Raw genomic sequence first — 21,931 nt, forward strand, 5'->3', positions numbered from 1 at the left:
ACATAAGAACAATTGCAATCCAAAAACAAAGATAAAAAAGGAGCAAATGCATGCCAGAATTACCTGAAGTCCAAATTATTGTAGATTTTTTAAAAACACAGTTAATAGGAAAAAAAATTGTTGCAACTAAGGTATTTTATGAGCCTGCTGTTAAAAATACCAAAGAATTTCAAAAAATTGAACAAACTACCATTTTGGATATTCAAAGAAAAGGTAAATTTTTATTATTTTTTTTAACTCAAGAATTAGTTTTAATAGGGCATTTAAGAATGGAAGGAAAATTATTTATCAAACCTTGCGATGAGCCTAAACACAAATACGAACATTTTGCAATTATTTTGGAGGATAAAAGTTCTTTAAGATATTATGATTTTAGGAAATTTGGTAGATTTGAAGTTAAGAATCAGAACATTTTTTTAACCCAAACTACCTTGCATCAACTAGCCTTAGATCCTTTTGAAATCAATCCAGTTGTTTTGTATCAAAAAATATTAAAGACCAAAAGCGCTTTGAAAAAAGTTTTATTAAATCAAAAAATAATTTCTGGATTAGGCAATATTTATGTTAATGAAGTTTTGTTTTTAGTAAAATTGCATCCTGAAACTAAAGCTTGCGAACTGTCTTTGGAACAAGTGCAAGAAATTGTAACAATTTCCCAAAAAGTACTTACCAAAGCCATTAAACTGGGCGGAACTACTGTAAGTACTTTTGAATCTCAGCCAGGCATTATAGGCTATTTTCAAAACAAATTACAAGTGCATGGCAAAGTTAATAAGCCTTGTATTAACTGTCAAACTAAAATTATCAAAATCAAAGTTGGCGGCAGAGGTACTTATCTTTGTCCTGTTTGTCAAAATCATAATCCTAATAAAGAATTATAATTGATTTATTTTCAACTATAAAATAGATCAATATTTTTAAAAAAGAGGTTTTTATGCTTAGTCATCTAAATTTATTTCAAATCAAAAATTCAGTTTTTTTGTCGCTTGAAGACCATCAAAGCCTAAGTTTGCTTTATCAACCACTAATAGGCACTCATGCGCTTGGTATTTATCATATTTTAGCAACTCTAAAACCTAATATTTTTTATCAACATCAATTTTTATTTGATTTGAGTGCGGTTTCAAAAAATGATTTTTTAGAAGCACAAGAAAAATTAGAAGCTCTTAATTTGCTCCAAACTTTTTGCAATTCCGAAACCCAAGAAAGAATTTATTGGCTTAATTTGCCATGCAGATCTCAAGAGTTTTTTAAAGACCCTCTTTTTAGTAATTTTTTATTAAGTGAAGTGGGAGAGGCTACTTTTTTGAGTTTGCAAAATCATTTTAGTAAAGAAGCTTCCACTAAAAAAAATAATTGGGACGCTTTTCAAGACATTAGTAAAAAATTTGATGATTTGTTTCAAGTGCAAAAAATGGATTTACCAACTGATTTTACTTGTCCCAATAACCAAACAAATTCTTCTCCAAGACAGTTTTTAAATAACGCTTTTGATTATAAATTATTTTTGCAAAAATTGCCCCAACGTTTCAAAAAACCATCTTTAACTTGCAATCAAACAAGTGATTTTATTCAAAAATTAAGCTTAGTTTATAATTTAGATGAAGCTACACTTTCGGAAATATATCAAAAAACTTTTCCAAAGCCCAGCGAAATCGAATTATCCAAATTAAGCCTAGGTGTAAAAAGATATTATCAGATGCATACTCAAAATCAAAATTTGGTTTTTGCGAAAAAAACGCAATATAATGAACAAGATACGATTGCTTTGCTCAAACGTAAAGATTCTACTCAAAGAATTATTATAAATCATTGTCCTAAAAATATGCAAGCCACTGCGGCTGATACTGTTTTTCAATTTATGGAAAGAAACAATTTAGAACCGGGGATAGTCAATGTGCTTTTAACTTATATTTTGGAACGAAAAGGCTTTGTGCCCTCAGTGGTTTATTTGGAAAAAATCTTAAAATCTTGGGAGCAAAAAGGGATTTTTGATACTGAAACAGCATATGATTTTTATATGGAACAAGAAAAAAACCAATCCCAAACTAAGTTTAGATCTAATTTAAAAAAACCACAAATTTCTCCTAAATGGTTAGAAGATTTTAAAAAGAAAAAACAGTCATAATTTTTTGGACGATTTATTATTACAAGGAATCAATTCAATTTGATAAAATTTTACAAAAGCAAAAGAGGTGAAAAATTAATTTATGGAATTTTCAGATATAAAAATAAAAATTAGGAAAATGATTGCACAATGCGAAGAAACCAAAAATTTAGATATCTCTGATGATGAACTGCCAGTTATTTATCATTATTTGCTCACCAAAGATCAAGAAAATGAATATGGGAATCGCCAAGAAATAAAAACCAATCCTTTAAGAGTTGTTTGGGTTCCTACTGTTAAATCTCAAGCTCTTTATTTTAAGGAACATTGGCAATCGCAAAATGAATTGTTTGATAGTAGCATTAATTTTGATGCTCATTTAGTGAGGCAATTTGTAGTGGATAATGATTCTAAGCAAAAAGCGTTAAAAGAGATGAAACAAATTATTAAACATTTTGAAAAATCTACCAAAGGTTTTTATTTGTCGGGTTCTTTTAATACTGGAAAAACTATTTTTTTGAAAAAAATAGCTTATGAATTAATTCAAAAACAAATTTCTGTTATTTTTCTTTTTATGCCTGATATAACTAGAAAATTTAGAAATTTTTTGTATAATAATACTTTAGAAACAAGGTTGAAACAATTAAAAAATGTTAAGTGTTTGATTTTGGATGACCTAGGTTCAGAAAATATGACACCTTGGTTTCGTGATGAAATTTTGCTTCCTTTGTTGTATGATAGAGCTGAAAAAAAGTTGCCCCTTTTTATTAGTAGTAATTTGCCCTTTAATGAACTGCACAATTATTTATTGCATTTGCATGGAGCTGAAAATGCTAATAGTGAAGTTAAGGTATACAAAATTATTGAAAAAATTCGTACCCTTACTCACTTTTATGATTTTTCCGAAAAACAAGATTCCTAATAAGACAGTTTTAACTTGGTCAAGGATTAAAAATATTCTTTTTTGAAAAAACGTAATAACACAAGCAAATAATTTATAATTTATTTTGGTGGAGATGATGGGAGTCGAACCCATGTACAAAATCACTTTAATTTATATATTCTACATATTTAGTTTATTTTGTAAGTTCGCAATTTATGAAAAAACAAACAAAATCCATAAATTACTAGTCTTTTTGATATTTGCTAAAAGAGCAAAGACAAACCCAATTAGCAAAACTTACCTTATTGCCTTCCTTAAATCGTAAGTTAATTTAAGTGCGGGTTTTGCTTATTTATTTAAGCAAAAGCTAATTGTGAAGAAAAACTGTTTGCAAAATTCATTTGATAAACTGGAGTTTGTCCAGCAAAATCTTGTGTATTTGTTACAGTTTGTTTGTTATTTCCGGTTATTATAACCTCGACGTTTTTACTTGCGTAACCAAGATATGCTATATAAATTTCGTTGATCTTGGCAAATCCAAAACATCCCCATATTTTTATTTTAACTCAAAAAACCTTTTTTAAATCAAGTTATTTTTAGATTTGTTATTTGTGTTTTTGGAATGGATCATATTTTGATTAATTTATTCTTTTTGCCCACTCAAAAATTATAACCAATAAATTTAAAATTTTGTAAAAGCGCCAAAGATAAAATTATCTAAATTAAACTAAACTCAAATCAAAATTACACAAGCAAACAAAAAGCTCAATATCAATATATATAACAAAAAAGGGGATTTGCATCCCTTCCTTTTTTCGATTATTAATGAAATTATTCGTTAACTACAACAACATCTACAGCTTGAGCTCCGAGGTCGCCTTCTTTAACGGTGAATTCAACCTTGTCATTTTCATTAAGTGTTTTTCTTCCAAAGACTTCAGTTTGAATAGAACTGTAATGTACGAAAATATCTTTCCCATCAGCTGAAACGATAAATCCGTAGCCTTTGTCTTTAGAAAACCATCTACATGTTCCCTGTTGTTTTTTGTCTTGCATTATTAATAATACTCCTTCTTTTAAATTATTTCGGTTTCATAACCTACTATCTATTATAACTCATTTATTTTTAGAGTCAAACATTTTTACACACTTTTTTTTATTTTTTTTACTTTTTTGACGTTTTTTGGTAAAATTTTCATTTTTTTCGTCAAAAATTTGCATTTTGATATTTTTTTTGATATAATAAAATATGTTAAGCCCTTATAGTTTAACGGCAGAACGTAGCAATGGTAATGCTGAAATACAAGTTCAATTCTTGTTAAGGGCACCAAAACCAAAATTAAGATGATGTGGGCGTCGTATAGTGGTTATTATACGTGCTTGCCAAGCATGAGACGGGGGTTCGATTCCCCTCGCCCGCTCCATACATTATATAATTTAGATGTATTATATTTGTTTATTAAAAAACTTTATTATTTAGCTTTTTTTGCCCCAATAACAGCGTTTAATTGTTAAATTAATATAATAATATATATTATAGATATCATAAAAGCAAGCTTTAATTAAAACTTGCTTTTTGTTTTATTGTGGGAATAATTTCAGTATAAAATATAAATATAATAAAATATCTTTGCAATTGTTTTTTATTAAAATTATGTATAATATAGGCAAGTTATGTAATTTTAGATAACAATTAACAATAATAAAATGATATTAAATATTTTAAATACATAAGAAAGTTGATTTTAAAATGAAACAAATAAACAAACATTTTATCTATATTACTGTAATTATTGTATCTTTTATTATTGTTTTATATTTCTTAATAACATGAAATCTCATGAAATCTAATAAGAAAACCCCCTTAATAAAAAGGGGGTTTTTAATATAATATAATGAATTTTAATTAAAATAAATAAATTAATGGTGCGGATAGTGAGATTTGAACTCACACAAGATATTTCTTACATGCCCCTCAAGCATGCACGTCTACCGTTCCGTCATATCCGCTTAAAAATGATCTTATAGATCACTTTTGTTATTCTAATGAAACAATGTAAGGAATGTTGTTATTTTGGCTTTCTAAGGTTTCTAATTCAATGTGGTCGTAATTAGTTTCTAAGAAAGTTTCTAGTTTTTCTAATTCTTTTTCATCAGTACATGAAGGATTATAAAAAACAGTTAAAAAGGTTTGATTAGGTTTAATCATTTTTTGGAGTAATGTTTTTAATGCTTGATATTTATCTTTATTAGTAGCTATTATTTTTTCTTCCCAAACAGATAAATATTCTTTTTCTAAAAGAGTTTGATTGGATATTTTTTTAGCATCTTTTTTATCAGCATAGATAATTTTTCCTGTTTGGATGTTTTTGATAGTTTCTTCCATGATAGTTTTGTTTTGTACTAAATCCAATGATTTATCAAAAGCTAAAAGAGCACTGTATCCTTGAGCGATGTTTTTAGTTTGTAAAAGGACAATTTCTTGATTGGTTCCTTGTAATTGTTTTAGTTGGGTTGTAAGCTTTTCTAAAAGAGATTTGTCATTAGGTAGGATAATGATGTTTTGGGAAGTATTTGTTTGAAGAAGTTTTTCAAAAGTATTAGGGTTAAAATTAGATTGTTTTATAATGTGATTTACTTTAAGGTCAGCAAAGACTTTTTGGCTTTTGGTATCATTTACAAATGCAATAAAAAAATATTTTTGATCTTTATTTGAGTTAGGTAAGTTTGAAGGTGACTTTGGGTCTGGGGTAGGTTCTTGTTGTAGGGTAAATGTGTCGTGTTTTTGATCTAAAATTGATTGATGTTGTTCTTTCATGTTGTCAATTTTGCTTACCTTTAATGTGCCATAAGTTAAGAGTTTTTCTAAAACTTGTCCTGGTTTGTTGGTATGGATATGTATTTTTAGAATTTCTTGGTCTTTAACTAAAACTAAAGAATCTCCTATTTGTAATAAAACTTGTTTAAGTTGTTTCATATCAAGGTTTTTTTCTTGGGATTCTTTGATTTGAAAAATGTATTCAGTGCAATAAGTATATTTAATATTAACTTGTCCCAACTTTTGTATTTTATCAGGATTTGTGTGTGTTTGGGTATTTTGGTTTACTTGAAGTAGTTTTTGGTCTTGTAAAAATAATAACATTCCTTTAAGGATTTCAACAAAGCCAGCCCCTCCACTATCAACTACTCCTGATTTTTTTAAGACTTCTAATAATTCAGTTGTTTGGAAAAGAGTTTTTTGGGCGTTTTGTAAGAAATTGGATAAAACATCTTCAATAGTACTAAATTGGGATTTAGCTTTGAGAGTTTGTTTAACAGCTTTACGAAAAACAGTTAAAATAGTGCCTTCTTGAGGTTCTATAATAGCTTGGTAAGCTTTTTGGTAGCCTCCTTCAAGTGAATGGATAAAATCATTAATATTGATAGTTTCTTTATTGAGTTTTTGGTAAGTTTGTGCCATTCCTGCAAAAAATTGGGATAAAATAACTCCTGAATTGCCTTTGGCACCCATTAATAATGCTTTTGATAAAACTTGGGATACTTCTACTATGGAACGAGTTTCTAAATTGCTAATTTCTTTAACGCCTGACATCATAGTAATTTTCATATTAGTTCCTGTATCTCTATCTGGTACAGGAAAAACATTTAAATTATCAATGGTTTGGTAGTTGTTTTGTAAATTGATAGCTCCGTTAGTAATCATGTTTTTAAATAATTGTCCATCAATAAATTGAATAACTTTATCTTTGTTCATCTTGGTTGCCTTTCTTCGAAAAAATTTCTTTAATATAATTAGATAATAATAAGAAATGGAGTATTTTTTTCTTAATTTGGTATGATTAGGAAAGTTTTTTTATTTAAGGTAAATAAAAACCTATTTTAATTATAACATATTTTAATTTTTCTCTTATAAAACAAATAAGTTAAGGGAGCAAAAATTTAGTTTTTTATGACTTATAAGTAAAATTATGAGATTATTGATAGAATTATTTAGTTTGTTATTTGTTTTATTTAAATTTGTTTTATTTTTTTTGAAAGAGATATAATAGAGATAATCAAATAATTATTAATTGTTAAAAAAGTTTTGTTTGTGATAATCAATTCATTAAAATAAAAACTAATTCATTTATAAAGTTTTAGGTAAGTTATAAAAATAGTGATTTATAAATTTGATATAACAATATAATTGTTTGATTTATTGACAACCAACTAACTTTTAAAAATAACAAAATAAAACGAAAGTGAGAAATTATCTTATGGATAATCAAGAAAAAGATCTCAATTTAAATTTTTTGAATAAATCATTTAAAATCGGAACTGCTATTACTTTAATTGCTTTTTCTTTAGTTGCAATAGCTTTAATTTTAGCTTTTAGACCTCAATTTCAACCACAACCAACGAACAACTCCACCTACCATAACACAAACTCCATCTTTATCTGAAAAATCACCTTCAACTCCCAAATGGAGTGTTATAGATGCACTCCATGCGCCAGTTCAATTTGAATTAAACAATTTTAATCCTAACAAAAAATATATGGATAATTTATTTGAAATGAAAGAAGAAAAATTGGCAGCTCAAAAAGTACTAGATTTTGTTACAAATGCCAAAATGTTTGAAGGTAAAGGTAAAATAGATCCTCCCAAAAGAATGTCATTATATGGAGTTCCTGGCACTGGAAAAACCTTTTTGCTAATTGTTTTATGAAAGATACTCATTTTAAATATGTTGCTAAATATACTGTTGCTGATTTTGCTCAAAAATATGTAGGAGAAAGTGTAAAGGCAGTACATTCTTTATTTGATAGTGCAAGAAAAATTGCTGATGAACACGGTGGTGCTATCATTTTTGTTGATGAATGTGAAGAGGTTTTTGTTGATCTTACACAAATACGTGAGTATCATAAAGGACAAAGTGAAGCTGTTACGGCTTTCAAAGAAGAATTAACTATCGAAAAAAATAACCTAACTAAGCCCATATTTTTAATTGCAGCTACCATAGGCTTAGAAGTAAAATCAAGAGTATGTTTTTGATAAACTTTTACTAATGTTTTCATTAAATCACTTTTGGGATCAACATACATAATAGGATAATGAAGCCCTTGTTTTAAAAGAAAATTATTCTCTTTAGCTGCCTTTTCTAATTGAAAAAGGATTTTTTCAAACATAATTCCTTTAGGATATCTCAAATTAAGAGCAAATGAAGTTTTATTTTTTTCTAATTTACAAACTCCAGAAAAACAAACCATATTATAAGTTTCTTCATCATAATTATCAATCCCTAATTTTTTACCATCTAAACTATCTACTAAATATTTATCATAAAAATTAACTAAATTATTGTTGATTCCTAATACTTTTAGCATTTTCATCAAATCATAAAGAGCGTTTTTTCCTTTTTCAGGAGTAGAACCATGAGTTGATTTGCCATAAACAGTTAATTTCCACAAATTAGAATATTTTTTTAAAGATACTTTCATATCACTTTTTTGCATATATTCATCAAATAAAGTTTTATAAACAGGATCATAAACTAAAAGTGCTTCTGCCAAATTAGGAACTACATTAGAGGCTTGCCCGCTTTGGATACTTACAATTTTGTTATCTGAAACTTCACCTTCAAAATTAAAAAATGCAAGTCCTTTTTCACAATAAACAGCAGGAAAATGACTATCAGGAACAAAACCAGATACAGGCATTTTAGGTAATTTGGTAAAATAGTGTTTCATACAACGAAATCCTGTTTCTTCATCAACACCTAAAATAAATTTAATTCTTTTTGATAAAGGCAAATTGAGTTCTTTTGATATTTTTAAAGCAAAATAAGAAGCTATCACAGGCCCTTTGTTATCTTGCGAACCTCTACCATAAATTTTATCATCCACAATTAAAGCTTCATAAGGAGGATAAGTCCAACCAGTTCCTGCAGGAACAACATCCAAATGACCAATCATACCAACCCATTCTTTTTGCTCTCCATATTCCATGTGACCTACTTAACCTTCTAAATTAAGAGTTTTGAACCACTTTGGTTACCTAAATCCAACATAAAATTAAGGGCTTGTTGGTTGCCTTCGCCAAAAGGATCTCCTTTTCTATGAGAATCAAAGGTGGTAAGTTTAGTGTTAATTCTTAATAATTTTTGAAAATTCTCGATTAAAGCATTTTTTCTTTTTAAAACTTCTTTTTTAAAATCAACCATTATCTAACCTCTTTTATGATTTTGGATATTTTTTTATTTTAATTGTTTATTAAACTTAATTATATCAAAACTGTATCAAACATTTACAAATAAAATGCACCATTCTAACTAATTAGAAGCAGGATTAAAAGCTTCTCTAAGGTTGTTTCCCAACAAATTAAAAGCAAACATTAAATAAATTAAATAACTCATCGGAAAAATTAATAAATAAGAAAAAGACCCAATTTTATCAAAACTTTTATCAAGCAATTCACCAATACTAATAAATACTTCAGGATATTTAATAACTCCTACAAAACTATAAACTGCCTCAGTTAAAATAAATCCTGAAATAGCAAGAGTAAAACTAGTTATCATTAGTCCTATTATGTTGGGAAAAATATGTTTAAACATAATACGCAAATTAGAGGCTCCAAGCATTCTTGCAGAAATAATATATTCTTTATTTTTATAAAGATAAAAAGAAGCGCGTGAATAATAAAAAGATCCAATCCAACCTTTAATTAGAAAAACACCAATAATAGTCCAAAAAGAAATACCTACTTTTAGCATTAACACCAACACCAAAGTCATAAAGGGCAAATAGCTTAAAAAATCAACAATACTATTAACAATCAAATCAACTAAACCACCATAATAACCACAAATAGCTCCAATAATAGTACCAATAATTAAAGTACAAACCGAAAAAATAAAAGCAAGGGAAAGAGAAATAAAATAACCTTTCCATATTTGAGTAAACAAATCATTTCCTTCATGAGTAGTACCAAAATAAAAATAAATTTTTCCAGATGTTTTGTTAAATACATATTTAAACAAACGAATTTTTACTCTATACAATCCATTTTGCAAAGGAGTACTATTAAATAAGGCTTTTATTTTGTTTGTCAAGATCATATTCTTTTTGGGTAAAAGTTAAATTAATAGATGACTTTTTATATTCACAATAAAGATAAGCATCTAAAATAACTGTTTGTTTGTTGTCCTTAATGGCTTGTTGTTTTTTGATAATATTAGGATTAAATTTTTTAATTTGCTCAATTTCATCTAAATATAAATCTACTTTTTTAGTACCATCACAAATACCAAATTTTTCTAAAAAAGGGATTTTTGGAGGTAATAAAGCAATCCAAGATTTTTCTTTTTCTTGAGTAGTTTTAGGAAGAAGATTAATAAAAGGTCCTACAGCAGTAAAAAATAAGACTACCAAAATCATAAATAAAGCTGATTTGGTACTTTTATTTTTCCATAATTTTTTAAAAGTATTGCGATAATAACCAACAATTTTATTTTCAGAAGTAATATTTTTATCAAGCAAAGTTTGATTTATCAGAACAAAATATTTAGGATCAAGCACTTTCATCTTTTTTGCTCCCTATCTTAATTCTTGGATCTAATAAGCGATATGATAAATCACCTAAAATATTAGTAATTAAAATAATGAAGGTATAAAACCCAAAACAAAACATTAATAAAGGTTGATCTTGAGTTTGGAATGCTTCTATCATAAGTCTTCCTGCACCATCAATAGAAAAAATTCTTTCAATTAAAAAACTGCCTGTAATTAAACCCACGAATTCATCAAAAAAGACAGGAGCATAAGGTACTAAGGAATTTTTTAAGGCATGACGATTAATAGTTTGGCTAAAAGTTAGCCCATTAGAGCGAGCTAACAAAAAATAATTTTGATTGGTTTGTTCAATTAACTCGGCTCTAATTTTTCTAATGTAAAAAACCATACTTAACAAAGTCATAAATGCTAAGGGAAGTAAATAAGAATTAACTCCAACCTAAAAGCCTTTTTCTTTCCATTCCATCGAAGTTGCTACTTGATAAGGAAATAAATGCCATACATGAACAAAAAGATATTGTGTCATAATGGCAATTACTAAAGTTCCTAAAGTCATAACAATAATAGCAAAAAAAATAATGCTATAATCTATCAATGGGGATTTTACTTTTAACAACATCATAAACATTTTGATTTAATTTAGTTGAAAAAACAAAATCTCCTTTACAAACATGACTAAACCATTTCCAAAACTGAGTTAGGGCTGGTTTGTCATAACCTTCTTTTTCACACATATCTTTCCATGCTAAATCAGACAATTAAAAGAGGTTGTAAAGGTTTTGTAATTGATATTTTAGTAAGAATAAAACAACAAAAAATAATTAACAAAAAGCAAGAAATAGCTAAAAGCAATCTTTTAATAATATATTTTAACATAATTAAAGTTTATAATCTGGACCACTTGTTAAGTGTTTATAATAATCAGGTCCTCAACTCCATTCAGCACTAAAATTAGGCCATAAAAATTTCATATCATTGTATACTGATCCACCTCTTACAGTAGACAAAGGCACATCAACTAAATTATCAAAAACAACTTTTTCTAACTTTCCAAAAACATAAAGTAATGTTTTTTGTTTATATTGAGAATAATTGGCAGAATCATTTAATGTTTTAGTAAAAAAGTTTTAAATTGTGAAACATTTCCTTACCATTTTCCTTGTTCGTTTACTCCTGGCACTTTAGGTTCTATTTCAACTTCTTTTTCTACATACATAACATTTCCGTTTTCATCTTTTAAAGTTTCGCCATTTGCATCTTTTTGCTCTTGATAAACTTCTTTACCGTCTGAACCTTTTTGAGGTTGGCCAGTTCCATCTAAAACTTTAACTTTTGTTTTTCTACAACTCTATCTAGACCTTGGGTAAATTGTTTGTACCAAGCTGGTTTGTTGGAAGAAGCATCTAGATCTTTTTTTAATTCTACAAAATCTAGATCAAAGACTTTTTTATCTAATTCAAATCCTACTCCAAAACTCCATTTTTTAGGGCTAAGTTCTAGCATGTTGAAAAAATATGTATCCATAGAGCTACCTGATACAGGTTCAAATACCATATCATAATTATAAGGCAGCAATAGTTGGTTAACAAAATTATTCTATTCAGCAACCACATTAACTTTTATTTCTACTTTTTTTCCTTCTTGATTAAAACAATTTTTTAATTGGTTTTTTACAAAACGAGCTAAGTTAACTCTTTCTTCTTGTGTTTTAACAACTAAAAATTCTATTTCAACTGTTTTTTGTTTATCTGCATCAAATAAATGATTATAAGCTTTTTTAAATAATTCATAAGCTTTAGTTGGATTATAAGCTTTATTTTCAGGTTCAAAATCTTGAATATTTGCTTTGTGTTCTTCGCTTTCATTATACATTAAAGGTTCTTCTAAAAAAGAAGTTATTTTAGGAACAACAGCCAACTATCCATCACTAAATACATCCACAGTTTCTCCTACATCACTTCTATTAAGAGCAAATAAAACTGCTTTTTAAAAATCTATATCTTCTAATAATTTAGGAGTTGCTTTTTTATCTCCTCTTTTTCAATTATTAAAAAAAATAATGTTTGTCTTTTATCAACAGGACTCATTTTTAATAAAGGATGTTGTTTATATTTGTGATACATCGGATCATTCATTAAAGGTAATGCGTTAATTTTTTCTCTTCAAACATAAATTCAAATACATTATTTTCCATAACAACTCTTTTAACAATTGATTTATAAGCAACTTTATTTTTATCAAAATAATTATAATTTTTATTAAAAAAATTTTTGATTATTACTCCATTCTTTCACTACATAAGGTCCGTAAGATTGGAAAGGGAAGTTAACAGTTCCATAAGAACTTTGGGTTTGAGCATCATTTTGAAAAGCAGCATCATAACTTTTGGGAGGAACTAAAATAACCATATTTAAACTATTTACTACTTTGAATAAATTTTTGGGTTGATCGAAATATAATTCAAATGTTAAAGGATCCCCTTGAACTGCTTTAACACCTACTTCTTCAAAATCAACTTTAGTTTCTGATTTTTGTTCATAATACTTTTTAGCATTTTTCAATTCTAAATATTTTTCATCATATATATATATATATTCTGCTTGTTTATTTTTACAATTTGGATCTATTCTTCTTTTAAGAGTATATTTTAGAGTTTCTGCATTAATAGGTTCTCCATTTTCAAATTTTAAATCTTCTTTAAACTTAAATGTAAACTTAGTAGCAGTTACTTCTTTTGATTTTTCATAATACTCATTACCTGAAAGATCTTTTAATTCTTCATGAAATGGTAAATCTTGTAATAAATCAGGCATAAATTTCTTTTTTAAACCTTTGTTGATAAAGTCCCAGTTGTGCCTTCTTGAACTTTTCCTGGACCATTGGTTTCTTGTGAAAATTTAGAAAAATCATGTGCATAAGAAGCGTGTCCATCTCGAACAACTTTGTCCCAATCTATTTCTTCTGTATATACAAAAGAAGAAGATAAAAGTTTTAAAAAAATCAATTTGCGTACCTTTTTTCCAAGTAAAAGGATTGATGTGTTCTACATTTGTTTTCATATTACTTTTAAAAGTTTCATAATCACTATAAGTTACAGCTTTAGAATCTTTAGGTTCTAAATAAGCATGTAAAACTAAATCATCATTTACTTGATTAGAGGCTTTTTGATCTTTTGTTCTTTGTTCTTTTTCTTCTTTTGTTCCAAATTGATACGGTTCTAAAAAGGATTCACCACCATATCCAAAACGAAACCAACCACAAAAATTAAAGTTATCATTTGCAGGTTTTTCTAATTGATCTACTTTGGTCTTTACATCAGCACTATCAGCACCTTTATCAACTACCAAAGCATTAACTTTATTACCTTTTTTAAAATTAAAAGTAACTAGTTTTTTATCATCTGGTAAAACTAACGGATATAAATTTAAACTTTGAGTTACTTTTTCATATAAAGGTTGAAAATCTTTAACTCGGTTTGAATCTACTTGTTTATTTTTATCAGATTCCAAACACCATCTAAATTTATTACCAAGTGATTCAAAATCTTGTTTATTAGTATCTTTATCTAAAAGTTTAGTATTTTTATCAACTTGAAACCCTTTGACAACTTTTCCTTCTTGATTATAAAATTTCACTTTTAAAACTTGTGATTTAGGCCATAAAAGATAACCAAGTACACCCACCTACTACTAATAATGCAAGTACTGTCCATGTAAAAACCTTTTTTTGGTAAAATCTGTAAAAAAATATTTTTTTAACGCACTAAAAAAATTCTTTACTTTTGATTTCCGATTTGCTTGATTGGCTTTTGGAACTCCTTTATTTTTCTTTGACATTTATTTTCCCTTTATTTCCTTTTCTTTTTATATGATTTTTATATGATTTTATATTTTATATAATATTGAAAAAATACTTTCTAATATTGTTTTATATAAATAGTAAAATTGCAGTAATTTTGGTATTTAAATATTGTATCAAGTATTTTAATATTTTAAAAATATAACACATGATACCAAATAAGTTAAGTTTTTTTAAAATTAAAAATAAATATTTAGTATTATTTTGATATAAACTGAGATTTATAACAAAAATATTTAACAATTAAAAAATAAAACTACAAAATAAAAATATATTTTAAAAACAAAAAAACTCAATATTTAAAAACTTAAAAAATTAAAAATACACTAAAAATACAAAAATACAATTTTTTTGCTAAATTGTATCAAAAATACTTTAAAAGTATATTGACATTTTTTTATTAACCACCTAACACTTTTTCACCCCTTTATCTTTTTTTACAACAGCAATTTAAAAATAAAAAATATTGCTATTAACATCATTTTATCATAAAAAAAGGAATTTTTTGCTCACTCATCTTTATATAATGAGTGTTTTCTTTGCAATTTTATATAACAAAAAAACCAACTTTTTAGAGTTGATCTTATAATTTTTCAAAATATTTAATTGTTTGATGTTAATAATTTGGCAATATTTTATCAAAAAGGGTTTTAGGAAAAAGGATAATAAAACCTATCATAAAAGCACAAAAGCCACACACCAAGCAAAAGAAGTGCCAATCCCAATAAAAAAGTAAACAAATCAAGAATACTAAAAGATTTTTCATAATACCAAGTTCTTGTTTTGTATTTACCAAAACGCCTCAATTGCATAGCATTAGTAATTACATCAATTTTATCTAAATTAAAGAAAATCAAAGGAGGAATAATAAGGGCAATTCTTTTAATATCTGCAATAATACGAGCCAAAAAATGAGTTTTTTTAAAAACTTTAATACCTCGTACTTGTTGATTGAGAGAAATATTTTTAAAATCTTTTTGAATTTCAGGAATATAACGAATAGTAAGGGCAAAAGCATAACTAATTTTATAACTAACCCCTAATTTATTTAAACTAGCAGCTAATTGACTGGGATTAGTAGTTATAATAAAGATTAAAAATAAAGGAATAATACAACAATATTTTAACAACACATTAAATTGATAAAATAATTGTTCTTGGGTTAAAAGATTAAAAAATAAAGGAATGGGGGTTTTGGAGTTATATATTTGAGTACCATAATTTCTAAAACAAAAAAAAATAATAATATTGTTTATAAACAAAAAAAAGAAAGTTCCTTTAACTACAAACGCTACTTGCTGCCATTTAATTTGAGTACACCAAAACAAAAACAAAGAAAAAAAGACAAGTCCTAACAAAAACCATACATGATAGACCATCATACAAGCAACTGAAACCAAAATTAAAAACAATAACTTAGTTGCTCCTTGGATTTTATAAATGAAAGTATTACCTGGTAAATATTGTAACATACTATTTGCCATAACAACAATCCTCCTTTAAAAAAGCCAACATTTGAGTTAACAAAACATTTTTTTGTTCTGATGTAAATGGCAATTTATTGATAAGAACAATCAAGCTGATAGGTTTGAGAGAAGTTTTTTGCATTAAAGACATATCTGTAAAAATTTTTAAAGGAGTAGTATTTGCAATAATTTTTCCTTGTTCCAAAACCAAAGTTCTTTGAGTATAATTAAACATTAAAGACATATCATGAGTAATAATTATAATGGTAATTCCTTTATTATTTAACTTTTGTAAAAAAGTCATAATTTGTGTGTGATGTTTTAAATCTTGTCCTATGGTAGGTTCATCCAAAATAAGAATTTGGGGTTGCATCACTAAAATAGAAGCAATGGTAAGTCTTTTTTTTTGTCCAAAACTAAGAGCAGAAATAGGCCAGTTAACAAAACAATCCAAATTACAAGTTTTCAAAATGGCATGCACTTTGGTTTTTATTTCAGTTAATGAAAGTTGTTTGCCTAAAAGCCCCAATGATACTTCTTCAAAAACAGTTTTTTGAGAAATCATATGGTGAGGATTTTGCATGACAAAACCAATTTTTTCTGATCTTTGTTGTAAAGACAAATGTGTTAAATCTTGATTATTTAATAAAATAGTTCCTGTTTGAGGATTACAAAAACCACAAATAACTTTGGCTAAAGTAGATTTACCACTACCATTTTTACCAACAATACTAATCATTTTTCCTGGAAATAAATCCAAAGAAATGTCATTTAAAATATTGGGTTGTTTGGATTCATAGTGATAAGAAATATTTTGTAATTGCAAAATGGGGCAAAATGGGGCAAATTGTTTGGGGAAAAAAGGCAATAATTGAGTTGGGTCGTTTTGAGAAATAGCACATTTTTTTAAATTTGTTAATTGATTGGAAAAATATTGAACAAAATCTAAGGATTGTAAGGCAGGCAAATTTAATAAATAAGGAAGGCTTCCCAAATTGATACCAACCTTTTTCAAAGCACTAATATAAGTTGGTTCTTGGATACCTTGTTTAGTTAAAATATTTTCTAAAATTAATTTTTGGGGAGAATTATCATAAATAATTTTTTCATCTTCAAATACTATTACCCTATCAAAAGAATCATCTAAAATATCTTCTAAATAATGTTCGATAACTAAAATAGTCGAATGGTATTTTTGATGAATAGTTTTTATTAAAGCAGTCATTTTGGATCTTGAAACAGGATCAAGATTGGATAGAGATTCATCAAATAACAAAATAGAAGGATTATAAATTAAAACTCCTGCCATCAATGCTAATTGCTTGTGACCTTCAGAAAGTTCTTGTGGTTTGTAATCTAAAAAGGATTGCAATCCTAAATCTTGTGCCCACATATTTACTTTTTGATATATTTCACTTTGAGGCAAATCATCATTTTCCAAGGCAAAAGCTATATCTTCTGCTACTGTTAAACCTACAAATTGATTATCTGTATCTTGCATAATGGTACCCACATCCAAAGATAGATCAAAGATATTGGTTTGTGTCAAGACTTTATCCTTAATAATAGCAGTACCTGTAATTTTTCCTTGATAACTATGAGGAATCAAACCATTAATACATTTTAAAAAAGTAGATTTACCGCTACCATTTTTGCCCACAATCAAAACTTTTTGTCCTTCATAAATAGTTAAATTAATTTGATTTAGAGTTGGCGTTTGTTGGTTATAATATTGAAAACTAAAATCTTTAAAAATGATTAATGGTTTTGGCATAAAGTTCCTCTTTGAAGTTATAAAATAAAAAAATTGATTAAGGATGTTTAAAAATATTTAAGAATTATTAATTTTAATTAAAGTAGCTTGTTTAGTGTAATGACAAGAATACATAGACATTAATTTAATTCCTACTACACTATAAGCTAAAATATTAGAAATTACTATTAAAAAACTTTGTAAATAAACTAGTTTAGGTGGTTGTCCGTAAATCAATAAATCACTTTGAGGAGCAAAAAAACCCCAAATTATAAAATTACAAGCAGCCTGATAAAGCCAAAAGTAAACAATTTTTTTCTTAGTAAACACTTGATATTTAAGATCAATTATTTTATGCGGCAATCCGTAAATAAATCCAATAAGAGCAGAGCATAAAACCCAATTCCAAGAAACATTTCCAAACAAAATAAAATCTTTAATGGTGTGTCCTATAAGTCCTAAATAAAAACCAACCGCAGGACCAAAAGCAACAGCAATGAAAGCTAAAAAAGCGACTGAAGTTTCAATACTTACATTAAATCCCACAGGAATAGAGGCAAAACAACTTAAAACAAAAAATATCGCAGCACTCACTCCTATAGTAACAGTTTTTTTAATAGAATCATCTTTTGACATTGGTTAGTTCCTTTAATAAATGGTTTGGGTTTGGAAAATATTAGTGGTTTGGGGTTTTGCTTGTAATGTTTTTTAATTTCAAAGCTTAAATTATTCATTTATAATTTTATTTAAATTTTTTATTTTTTGTTGGGATTTAGCGGATTAGAATTGTTTTTACTTTCTAACAATTTTTGATATTGCTTACAATAACTTTCATATTTCTTTTTTTCAATTTCAATTTTGGCACTTGCGGCTTTTTGCAAGAAAGATGGATTATTTAAAATGGTTTCACTTCTTTTAATTTCTTTAAGAAGGGTATTTTTTTGTTGTAAAAAATTACTTTCAAATTTGGTTTCATTAAGTTCGTTTAGGGTTTTGAGGTCAATATAAAGACTTAAATTTTTTTCAATTAACCAAATAGTTTTTTTTGAATTGGTAACTTTGTTAGTAATTTTAATTTGTAAAGTTTTGAAAAATTTTTCTAAAGCTTGTTGCAAATTTACGAAATCTTGGAGGATAGTTGAAAATTGAGATGCAACTTCTAATTCTAAATTTAATTTACAATTGATATTGGATTCTTGTCTTAAATGACGTGTTTTAATAATTAAGTTTTTAAGATTTTCAAAATCAGCTAAGGCATCTAAATTACAATAAGAAGTTTTTTGCAAAGTGGTTTGAGTAATGTTCGTTTTATTGTCAAAATTTTCATAAAGAGCATCAGTTACAAAAGGAATAAAAGGATGTAAGAGTTGCAAAATATGTTTCATCATATAAACTAAAAATTTTTGACTGTTGTGCAATTTTGTTAAATTGGAGTTATTCTGATCTAAATCATGTTTAGCAAATTCTAAATGCCAATTAGCAAAATCTTCCCAAACAAAGTGATATAAAATTTTTCCAATTTCTTTTAATTCATATTTTTGATATAAAGTTGTTACTTTTTGAGTTGTTAAATGCAATTGTGTTAAAAGGGCTTTTTGGGTCAAAGTCAAAAGATTGATATCAAAATCAGTGTCTAAGGTGTTGGTATTTAATTTTACAAAACGACTAATATTCCACAATTTATTAATAAAATTCCAAGATGAAGCAACTTTAGTCTCATCATAGAATAAATCAAACCCAGGAGCAGCGTTAGTAATTAAAAACCATCTAAGAGCATCGGTACCATATTTGGCAACAACTTCCAAAGGATCAACACCATTACCTTTTGATTTAGACATTTTTTGTCCTTTGTTATCTCTTACTAAACCATGTAATAAAACATCTTTAAAAGGGTCCTTGTGGGTTAATAAAACACTTTGAAAAACCATTTTTGATACCCAAAAAGTTAAAATGTCATAACCTGTTACTAAAACATCAGTAGGAAAACGATTTTGAAATAAAGGGGCATTGCAATTAGGCCATCCCAAAGTGCTAAAAGGCCACAAAGCAGAAGAAAACCAAGTATCCAAAACATCACAATCAAGGCTCCATTCTGGACCAGGACTTTCTATTTGAACTTTAATTTCTTGTCCTTTATGCCAAGCAGGAATTTGATGACCCCACCATAATTGACGCGAAATACACCAGTCTTCGATATTTTGGAGCCAATTATTAAAAATATTTTCAAAACGAAGCGGAAAAAAATTGATTTTGTTCGTTTTTAAAGCAATTTGGGCGATGGCTTTGGTTTTTAAAAACCATTGTAAAGAAAGACGTGGTTCGATGATGGCATCCGAAATACTTGAATATCCTACTTTATGAAGGTGATTTTCGGTTTTTGTAAAAAATCCTTTTTGTTTAAGAGTTTGCACTAACTTTTGACGACAAAAAAAGCGGTCTAATCCTTGATATTGCAAGGCTAAGTTGTTCATAGTGCCATCTTCGTTCATGCATAATAAAGCTTTTAATTGATGTCTTTTAGCTACTTTAAAATCATTAATATCATGTCCAGGTGTCACTTTTACAACTCCTGTACCAAAATTAATATCTACGTAATTATCACTAATAACAGGAATTTGGATGTTAGTATCAGGAATAAAAACTTTTTTGCCAATAAAAGATTGATATCTAGGGTCGTTAGGATTTACCATTAAAGCTTGATCGGCAAACATGGTTTCGGGGCGAGTGGTTGCAATTTCTAAAAAAGAAGGAACCAAAGAAGCGTCAGACAAATTGGAATTAGTTGGAAAATCAACCAAAAAATATTTAATATAATATAATTTTCCTTCAGTTTCATGGTAATTTACTTCTACATTAGAAAGGGCTGTTTTAGTTTCGGGGTCCCAATTAATAATTTTATAATCTCTGTAAATTAATTTTTGTTGGTATAATTTGACAAAAACTTCTTGAACTGTTTGGCTCAAATCAGGATCAAGGGTAAATTTTTCAAAATTATAATCTAGATGCAGCCCTAAAACTTGCCATTGTTGCCTAATATTTTGGGCATGTTTTTCTTTCCACTGCCACGCATATTTTAAAAAAGTTTCTTTACTTAAAGTTTTGGTCAAAAGCCCTTCTTGTTTTAATTGTTCTTTAACTTTATTTTGAGTGGCAATTCCTGCATGATCCATCCCAGGCAAAAAGAGCACATCAAAGCCTTGCATTTTTTTAAATCTTATAATAATATCTTGAATGGTGTTATTCCAAGCGTGTCCCAAATGCAGTTTTCCTGTTACATTGGGAGGCGGAATTACAACAGTAAAAGTTTTTTTGTTGGCGTTTGGATTGGCACAAAAATATTTTTTTTCTAACCATTGTTGGTATCTTTGATGTTCTACTTTTTTAAAATCATATTTAGTTTGCATAAAAGCTAGCTTCTTTCTATTTTCTTTTTTAGGGTTGAAGTTTTTGGGTTTTAAAAGTTTTTTTGGGGGTTATGTTTGGGGTTTTGAAAATGTTTAAATGGATTGGAGGAAATAAAAAAAATTACAATTTTTTTTGCAAAGTGAAAAAGTTGGAAAAACTAAAAATAAAAGATCCAAAAATAAGGGACTCCTTTTTTAATCATTGGCATTTGGATCCATTAATTGACTTAAAAACAGTTTTAATTCTTCCAGCCCTTCTTGTTGTTTTGAAGAAATCAAAAAAAAATATTTAATCTGGGGAAAGTGATTAACAAGCATTTTTAATTGTTTGGGCACAAGATTTTTTTTAACTTTATCCTTTTTAACAAATAACAAGACGACCTCAAAACCCACTTGCAAAAGAGCTTGATGAATTCTATCGTCTTCTTGGGTAGCACCCACTTTAAAATCAATTAGCTGAAAGACTGCTTTGAGATGAGAAGTTTGTTCCAAAAAAGAAATAATCATCGGCAATAACTGCTTTTGAATTTCTTTACTTTTTTTAGCATAACCGTATCCAGGAGTATCGATCAAATAAAAAGATTCGTTAATGTCATAGTAGTTTAGGGTGATGGTTTTGCCAGGTGTTTGAGAAATTTTAGCTAATTTTTTTCTTTGAGTTAAAGCATTGATGAAAGTGCTTTTGCCAACGTTGCTTCTGCCCATTAAAACAATTTCGGGTTGTTTTTTCAAAGGAATATCTTTAAAATGGACAATACTACGCACAAAAGTGGCTTTTTTAATCATTTTGGTTTTTCCTTTTCTTTGCTTTTGTCTATAATTGTTTGCGATTGGTGATTTTGGGAAATTTTTGAAGGTAGTTTACAAATATTATTATAGCAAATTATTATTTTTGTTGCTTTATATTT

Annotated in this window: 22 protein-coding genes, 3 tRNA genes, 1 other RNA gene and 2 pseudogenes; 8 read left to right on the top strand and 20 right to left on the bottom strand. The window is 27.4% G+C overall.

Features of this window, described 5'->3' with window-relative positions:
* The first annotated feature begins 50 nt into the window (after positions 1-50).
* The 3 genes from mutM to BHE82_RS00370 all read left to right on the top strand — a co-directional run bounded on the left by mutM (position 51) and on the right by BHE82_RS00370 (position 3,029).
* Positions 51-881, top strand: a complete 831-nt coding sequence (gene mutM, locus BHE82_RS00360) for a DNA-formamidopyrimidine glycosylase (RefSeq protein ID WP_071345340.1) — start codon at positions 51-53, stop codon at positions 879-881.
* Positions 882-934: 53 nt separating this feature from the next.
* A complete protein-coding gene (locus BHE82_RS00365) occupies positions 935-2,128 on the top strand; it encodes a DnaD domain protein (protein WP_071345341.1) in 1,194 nt (397 codons plus the stop codon).
* Between the two features lie 82 nt (positions 2,129-2,210).
* The gene (locus tag BHE82_RS00370) at positions 2,211-3,029 is read left to right on the top strand and encodes an ATP-binding protein (protein ID WP_071345342.1); all 819 of its coding nucleotides are present in this window, start codon (positions 2,211-2,213) and stop codon (positions 3,027-3,029) included.
* 86 nt (positions 3,030-3,115) lie between these two features.
* Here the strand turns inward: BHE82_RS00370 and ssrA are convergent.
* Positions 3,116-3,540, bottom strand: a transfer-messenger RNA (tmRNA) gene (gene ssrA / locus BHE82_RS00375).
* A 281-nt stretch (positions 3,541-3,821) separates the two neighbouring features.
* Complete coding sequence (locus tag BHE82_RS00380; protein WP_069028065.1) at positions 3,822-4,046, bottom strand: cold-shock protein; 225 nt, start codon at positions 4,044-4,046, stop codon at positions 3,822-3,824.
* A gap of 200 nt (positions 4,047-4,246) precedes the next feature.
* Between BHE82_RS00380 and BHE82_RS00385 the strand changes: the two genes are divergently transcribed.
* A tRNA-Thr gene (locus tag BHE82_RS00385) sits at positions 4,247-4,320 on the top strand.
* Between the two features lie 19 nt (positions 4,321-4,339).
* Positions 4,340-4,414, top strand: a tRNA-Gly gene (locus BHE82_RS00390).
* 500 nt (positions 4,415-4,914) lie between these two features.
* Here the strand turns inward: BHE82_RS00390 and BHE82_RS00395 are convergent.
* A tRNA-Leu gene (locus tag BHE82_RS00395) sits at positions 4,915-5,000 on the bottom strand.
* A gap of 28 nt (positions 5,001-5,028) precedes the next feature.
* Positions 5,029-6,744 (bottom strand): DAK2 domain-containing protein, encoded by a 1,716-nt coding sequence (locus BHE82_RS00400; protein ID WP_071345343.1) that lies wholly within the window; start codon positions 6,742-6,744, stop codon positions 5,029-5,031.
* 502 nt (positions 6,745-7,246) lie between these two features.
* On the opposite strand from BHE82_RS00400, the gene BHE82_RS00405 reads away from it, so the two are divergent.
* From BHE82_RS00405 to BHE82_RS03495, 3 genes are all read left to right on the top strand, one after another.
* A complete protein-coding gene (locus BHE82_RS00405) occupies positions 7,247-7,432 on the top strand; it encodes a hypothetical protein (RefSeq protein WP_069028067.1) in 186 nt (61 codons plus the stop codon).
* 112 nt (positions 7,433-7,544) lie between these two features.
* Positions 7,545-7,697, top strand: coding sequence for a hypothetical protein (locus tag BHE82_RS03185; RefSeq protein ID WP_180365476.1), 153 nt, complete (start codon positions 7,545-7,547; stop codon positions 7,695-7,697).
* The gene (locus tag BHE82_RS03495; RefSeq protein ID WP_084024623.1) at positions 7,694-8,023 is read left to right on the top strand and encodes an AAA family ATPase; all 330 of its coding nucleotides are present in this window, start codon (positions 7,694-7,696) and stop codon (positions 8,021-8,023) included. The genes BHE82_RS03185 and BHE82_RS03495 overlap by 4 nt, the downstream gene beginning before the upstream one ends.
* Positions 8,024-8,055: 32 nt before the next feature.
* Here BHE82_RS03495 and BHE82_RS00410 read toward each other — a convergent pair.
* The 16 genes and pseudogenes from BHE82_RS00410 to yihA all read right to left on the bottom strand — a co-directional run.
* A pseudogene (locus BHE82_RS00410) lies at positions 8,056-8,976 on the bottom strand (Sapep family Mn(2+)-dependent dipeptidase); the annotation flags it as partial.
* Between the two features lie 17 nt (positions 8,977-8,993).
* Positions 8,994-9,191 carry a hypothetical protein gene (locus BHE82_RS03355; RefSeq protein WP_257608364.1) on the bottom strand — a complete coding sequence of 66 codons (198 nt, stop codon included), beginning with the start codon at positions 9,189-9,191 and terminating at the stop codon, positions 8,994-8,996.
* Positions 9,192-9,299: 108 nt separating this feature from the next.
* Positions 9,300-10,082, bottom strand: a complete 783-nt coding sequence (locus BHE82_RS00415; protein WP_180365477.1) for an ABC transporter permease — start codon at positions 10,080-10,082, stop codon at positions 9,300-9,302.
* Complete coding sequence (locus tag BHE82_RS00420; RefSeq protein ID WP_071345345.1) at positions 10,054-10,554, bottom strand: hypothetical protein; 501 nt, start codon at positions 10,552-10,554, stop codon at positions 10,054-10,056. Before BHE82_RS00420 ends, BHE82_RS00415 begins: the two co-directional genes overlap by 29 nt.
* Positions 10,541-10,960, bottom strand: a pseudogene (locus BHE82_RS00425) (ABC transporter permease subunit); the annotation flags it as partial. The gene BHE82_RS00420 and the pseudogene BHE82_RS00425, both read right to left, overlap by 14 nt.
* Positions 10,961-10,981: 21 nt before the next feature.
* Positions 10,982-11,137: a hypothetical protein gene (locus tag BHE82_RS03190; protein ID WP_180365479.1), complete on the bottom strand. Its 156-nt coding sequence runs from the start codon at positions 11,135-11,137 to the stop codon at positions 10,982-10,984.
* Complete coding sequence (locus tag BHE82_RS03195; protein WP_180365480.1) at positions 11,124-11,276, bottom strand: hypothetical protein; 153 nt, start codon at positions 11,274-11,276, stop codon at positions 11,124-11,126. The genes BHE82_RS03190 and BHE82_RS03195 overlap by 14 nt, the downstream gene beginning before the upstream one ends.
* A 583-nt stretch (positions 11,277-11,859) precedes the next feature.
* Positions 11,860-12,096: a hypothetical protein gene (locus BHE82_RS00430; protein WP_143549415.1), complete on the bottom strand. Its 237-nt coding sequence runs from the start codon at positions 12,094-12,096 to the stop codon at positions 11,860-11,862.
* Between the two features lie 42 nt (positions 12,097-12,138).
* Complete coding sequence (locus BHE82_RS00435; protein ID WP_071345348.1) at positions 12,139-12,459, bottom strand: hypothetical protein; 321 nt, start codon at positions 12,457-12,459, stop codon at positions 12,139-12,141.
* 341 nt (positions 12,460-12,800) lie between these two features.
* Positions 12,801-13,355 carry an ABC transporter substrate-binding protein gene (locus tag BHE82_RS00440; protein ID WP_071345349.1) on the bottom strand — a complete coding sequence of 185 codons (555 nt, stop codon included), beginning with the start codon at positions 13,353-13,355 and terminating at the stop codon, positions 12,801-12,803.
* A 93-nt stretch (positions 13,356-13,448) separates the two neighbouring features.
* Positions 13,449-14,225, bottom strand: coding sequence for a hypothetical protein (locus BHE82_RS00445; protein ID WP_071345350.1), 777 nt, complete (start codon positions 14,223-14,225; stop codon positions 13,449-13,451).
* An 825-nt stretch (positions 14,226-15,050) separates the two neighbouring features.
* Positions 15,051-15,884, bottom strand: a complete 834-nt coding sequence (locus BHE82_RS00450; protein WP_071345351.1) for an energy-coupling factor transporter transmembrane component T family protein — start codon at positions 15,882-15,884, stop codon at positions 15,051-15,053.
* On the bottom strand, positions 15,874-17,640 hold the full coding sequence (locus BHE82_RS00455) for an ABC transporter ATP-binding protein (RefSeq protein WP_071345352.1): 1,767 nt from the start codon (positions 17,638-17,640) through the stop codon (positions 15,874-15,876). The genes BHE82_RS00450 and BHE82_RS00455 overlap by 11 nt, the downstream gene beginning before the upstream one ends.
* A gap of 57 nt (positions 17,641-17,697) precedes the next feature.
* Positions 17,698-18,255: an ECF-type riboflavin transporter substrate-binding protein gene (locus BHE82_RS00460; RefSeq protein ID WP_071345353.1), complete on the bottom strand. Its 558-nt coding sequence runs from the start codon at positions 18,253-18,255 to the stop codon at positions 17,698-17,700.
* A 119-nt stretch (positions 18,256-18,374) separates the two neighbouring features.
* A complete protein-coding gene (locus tag BHE82_RS00465) occupies positions 18,375-21,023 on the bottom strand; it encodes a valine--tRNA ligase (protein WP_071345354.1) in 2,649 nt (882 codons plus the stop codon).
* Between the two features lie 195 nt (positions 21,024-21,218).
* Positions 21,219-21,809 carry a ribosome biogenesis GTP-binding protein YihA/YsxC gene (gene yihA, locus BHE82_RS00470; protein ID WP_069028002.1) on the bottom strand — a complete coding sequence of 197 codons (591 nt, stop codon included), beginning with the start codon at positions 21,807-21,809 and terminating at the stop codon, positions 21,219-21,221.
* Positions 21,810-21,931: the final 122 nt, after the last annotated feature.

This window comes from Rice orange leaf phytoplasma, from assembly GCF_001866375.1.
Classification (GTDB): Bacteria; Bacillota_I; Bacilli_A; order Acholeplasmatales; family Acholeplasmataceae; genus Phytoplasma; species Phytoplasma asteris.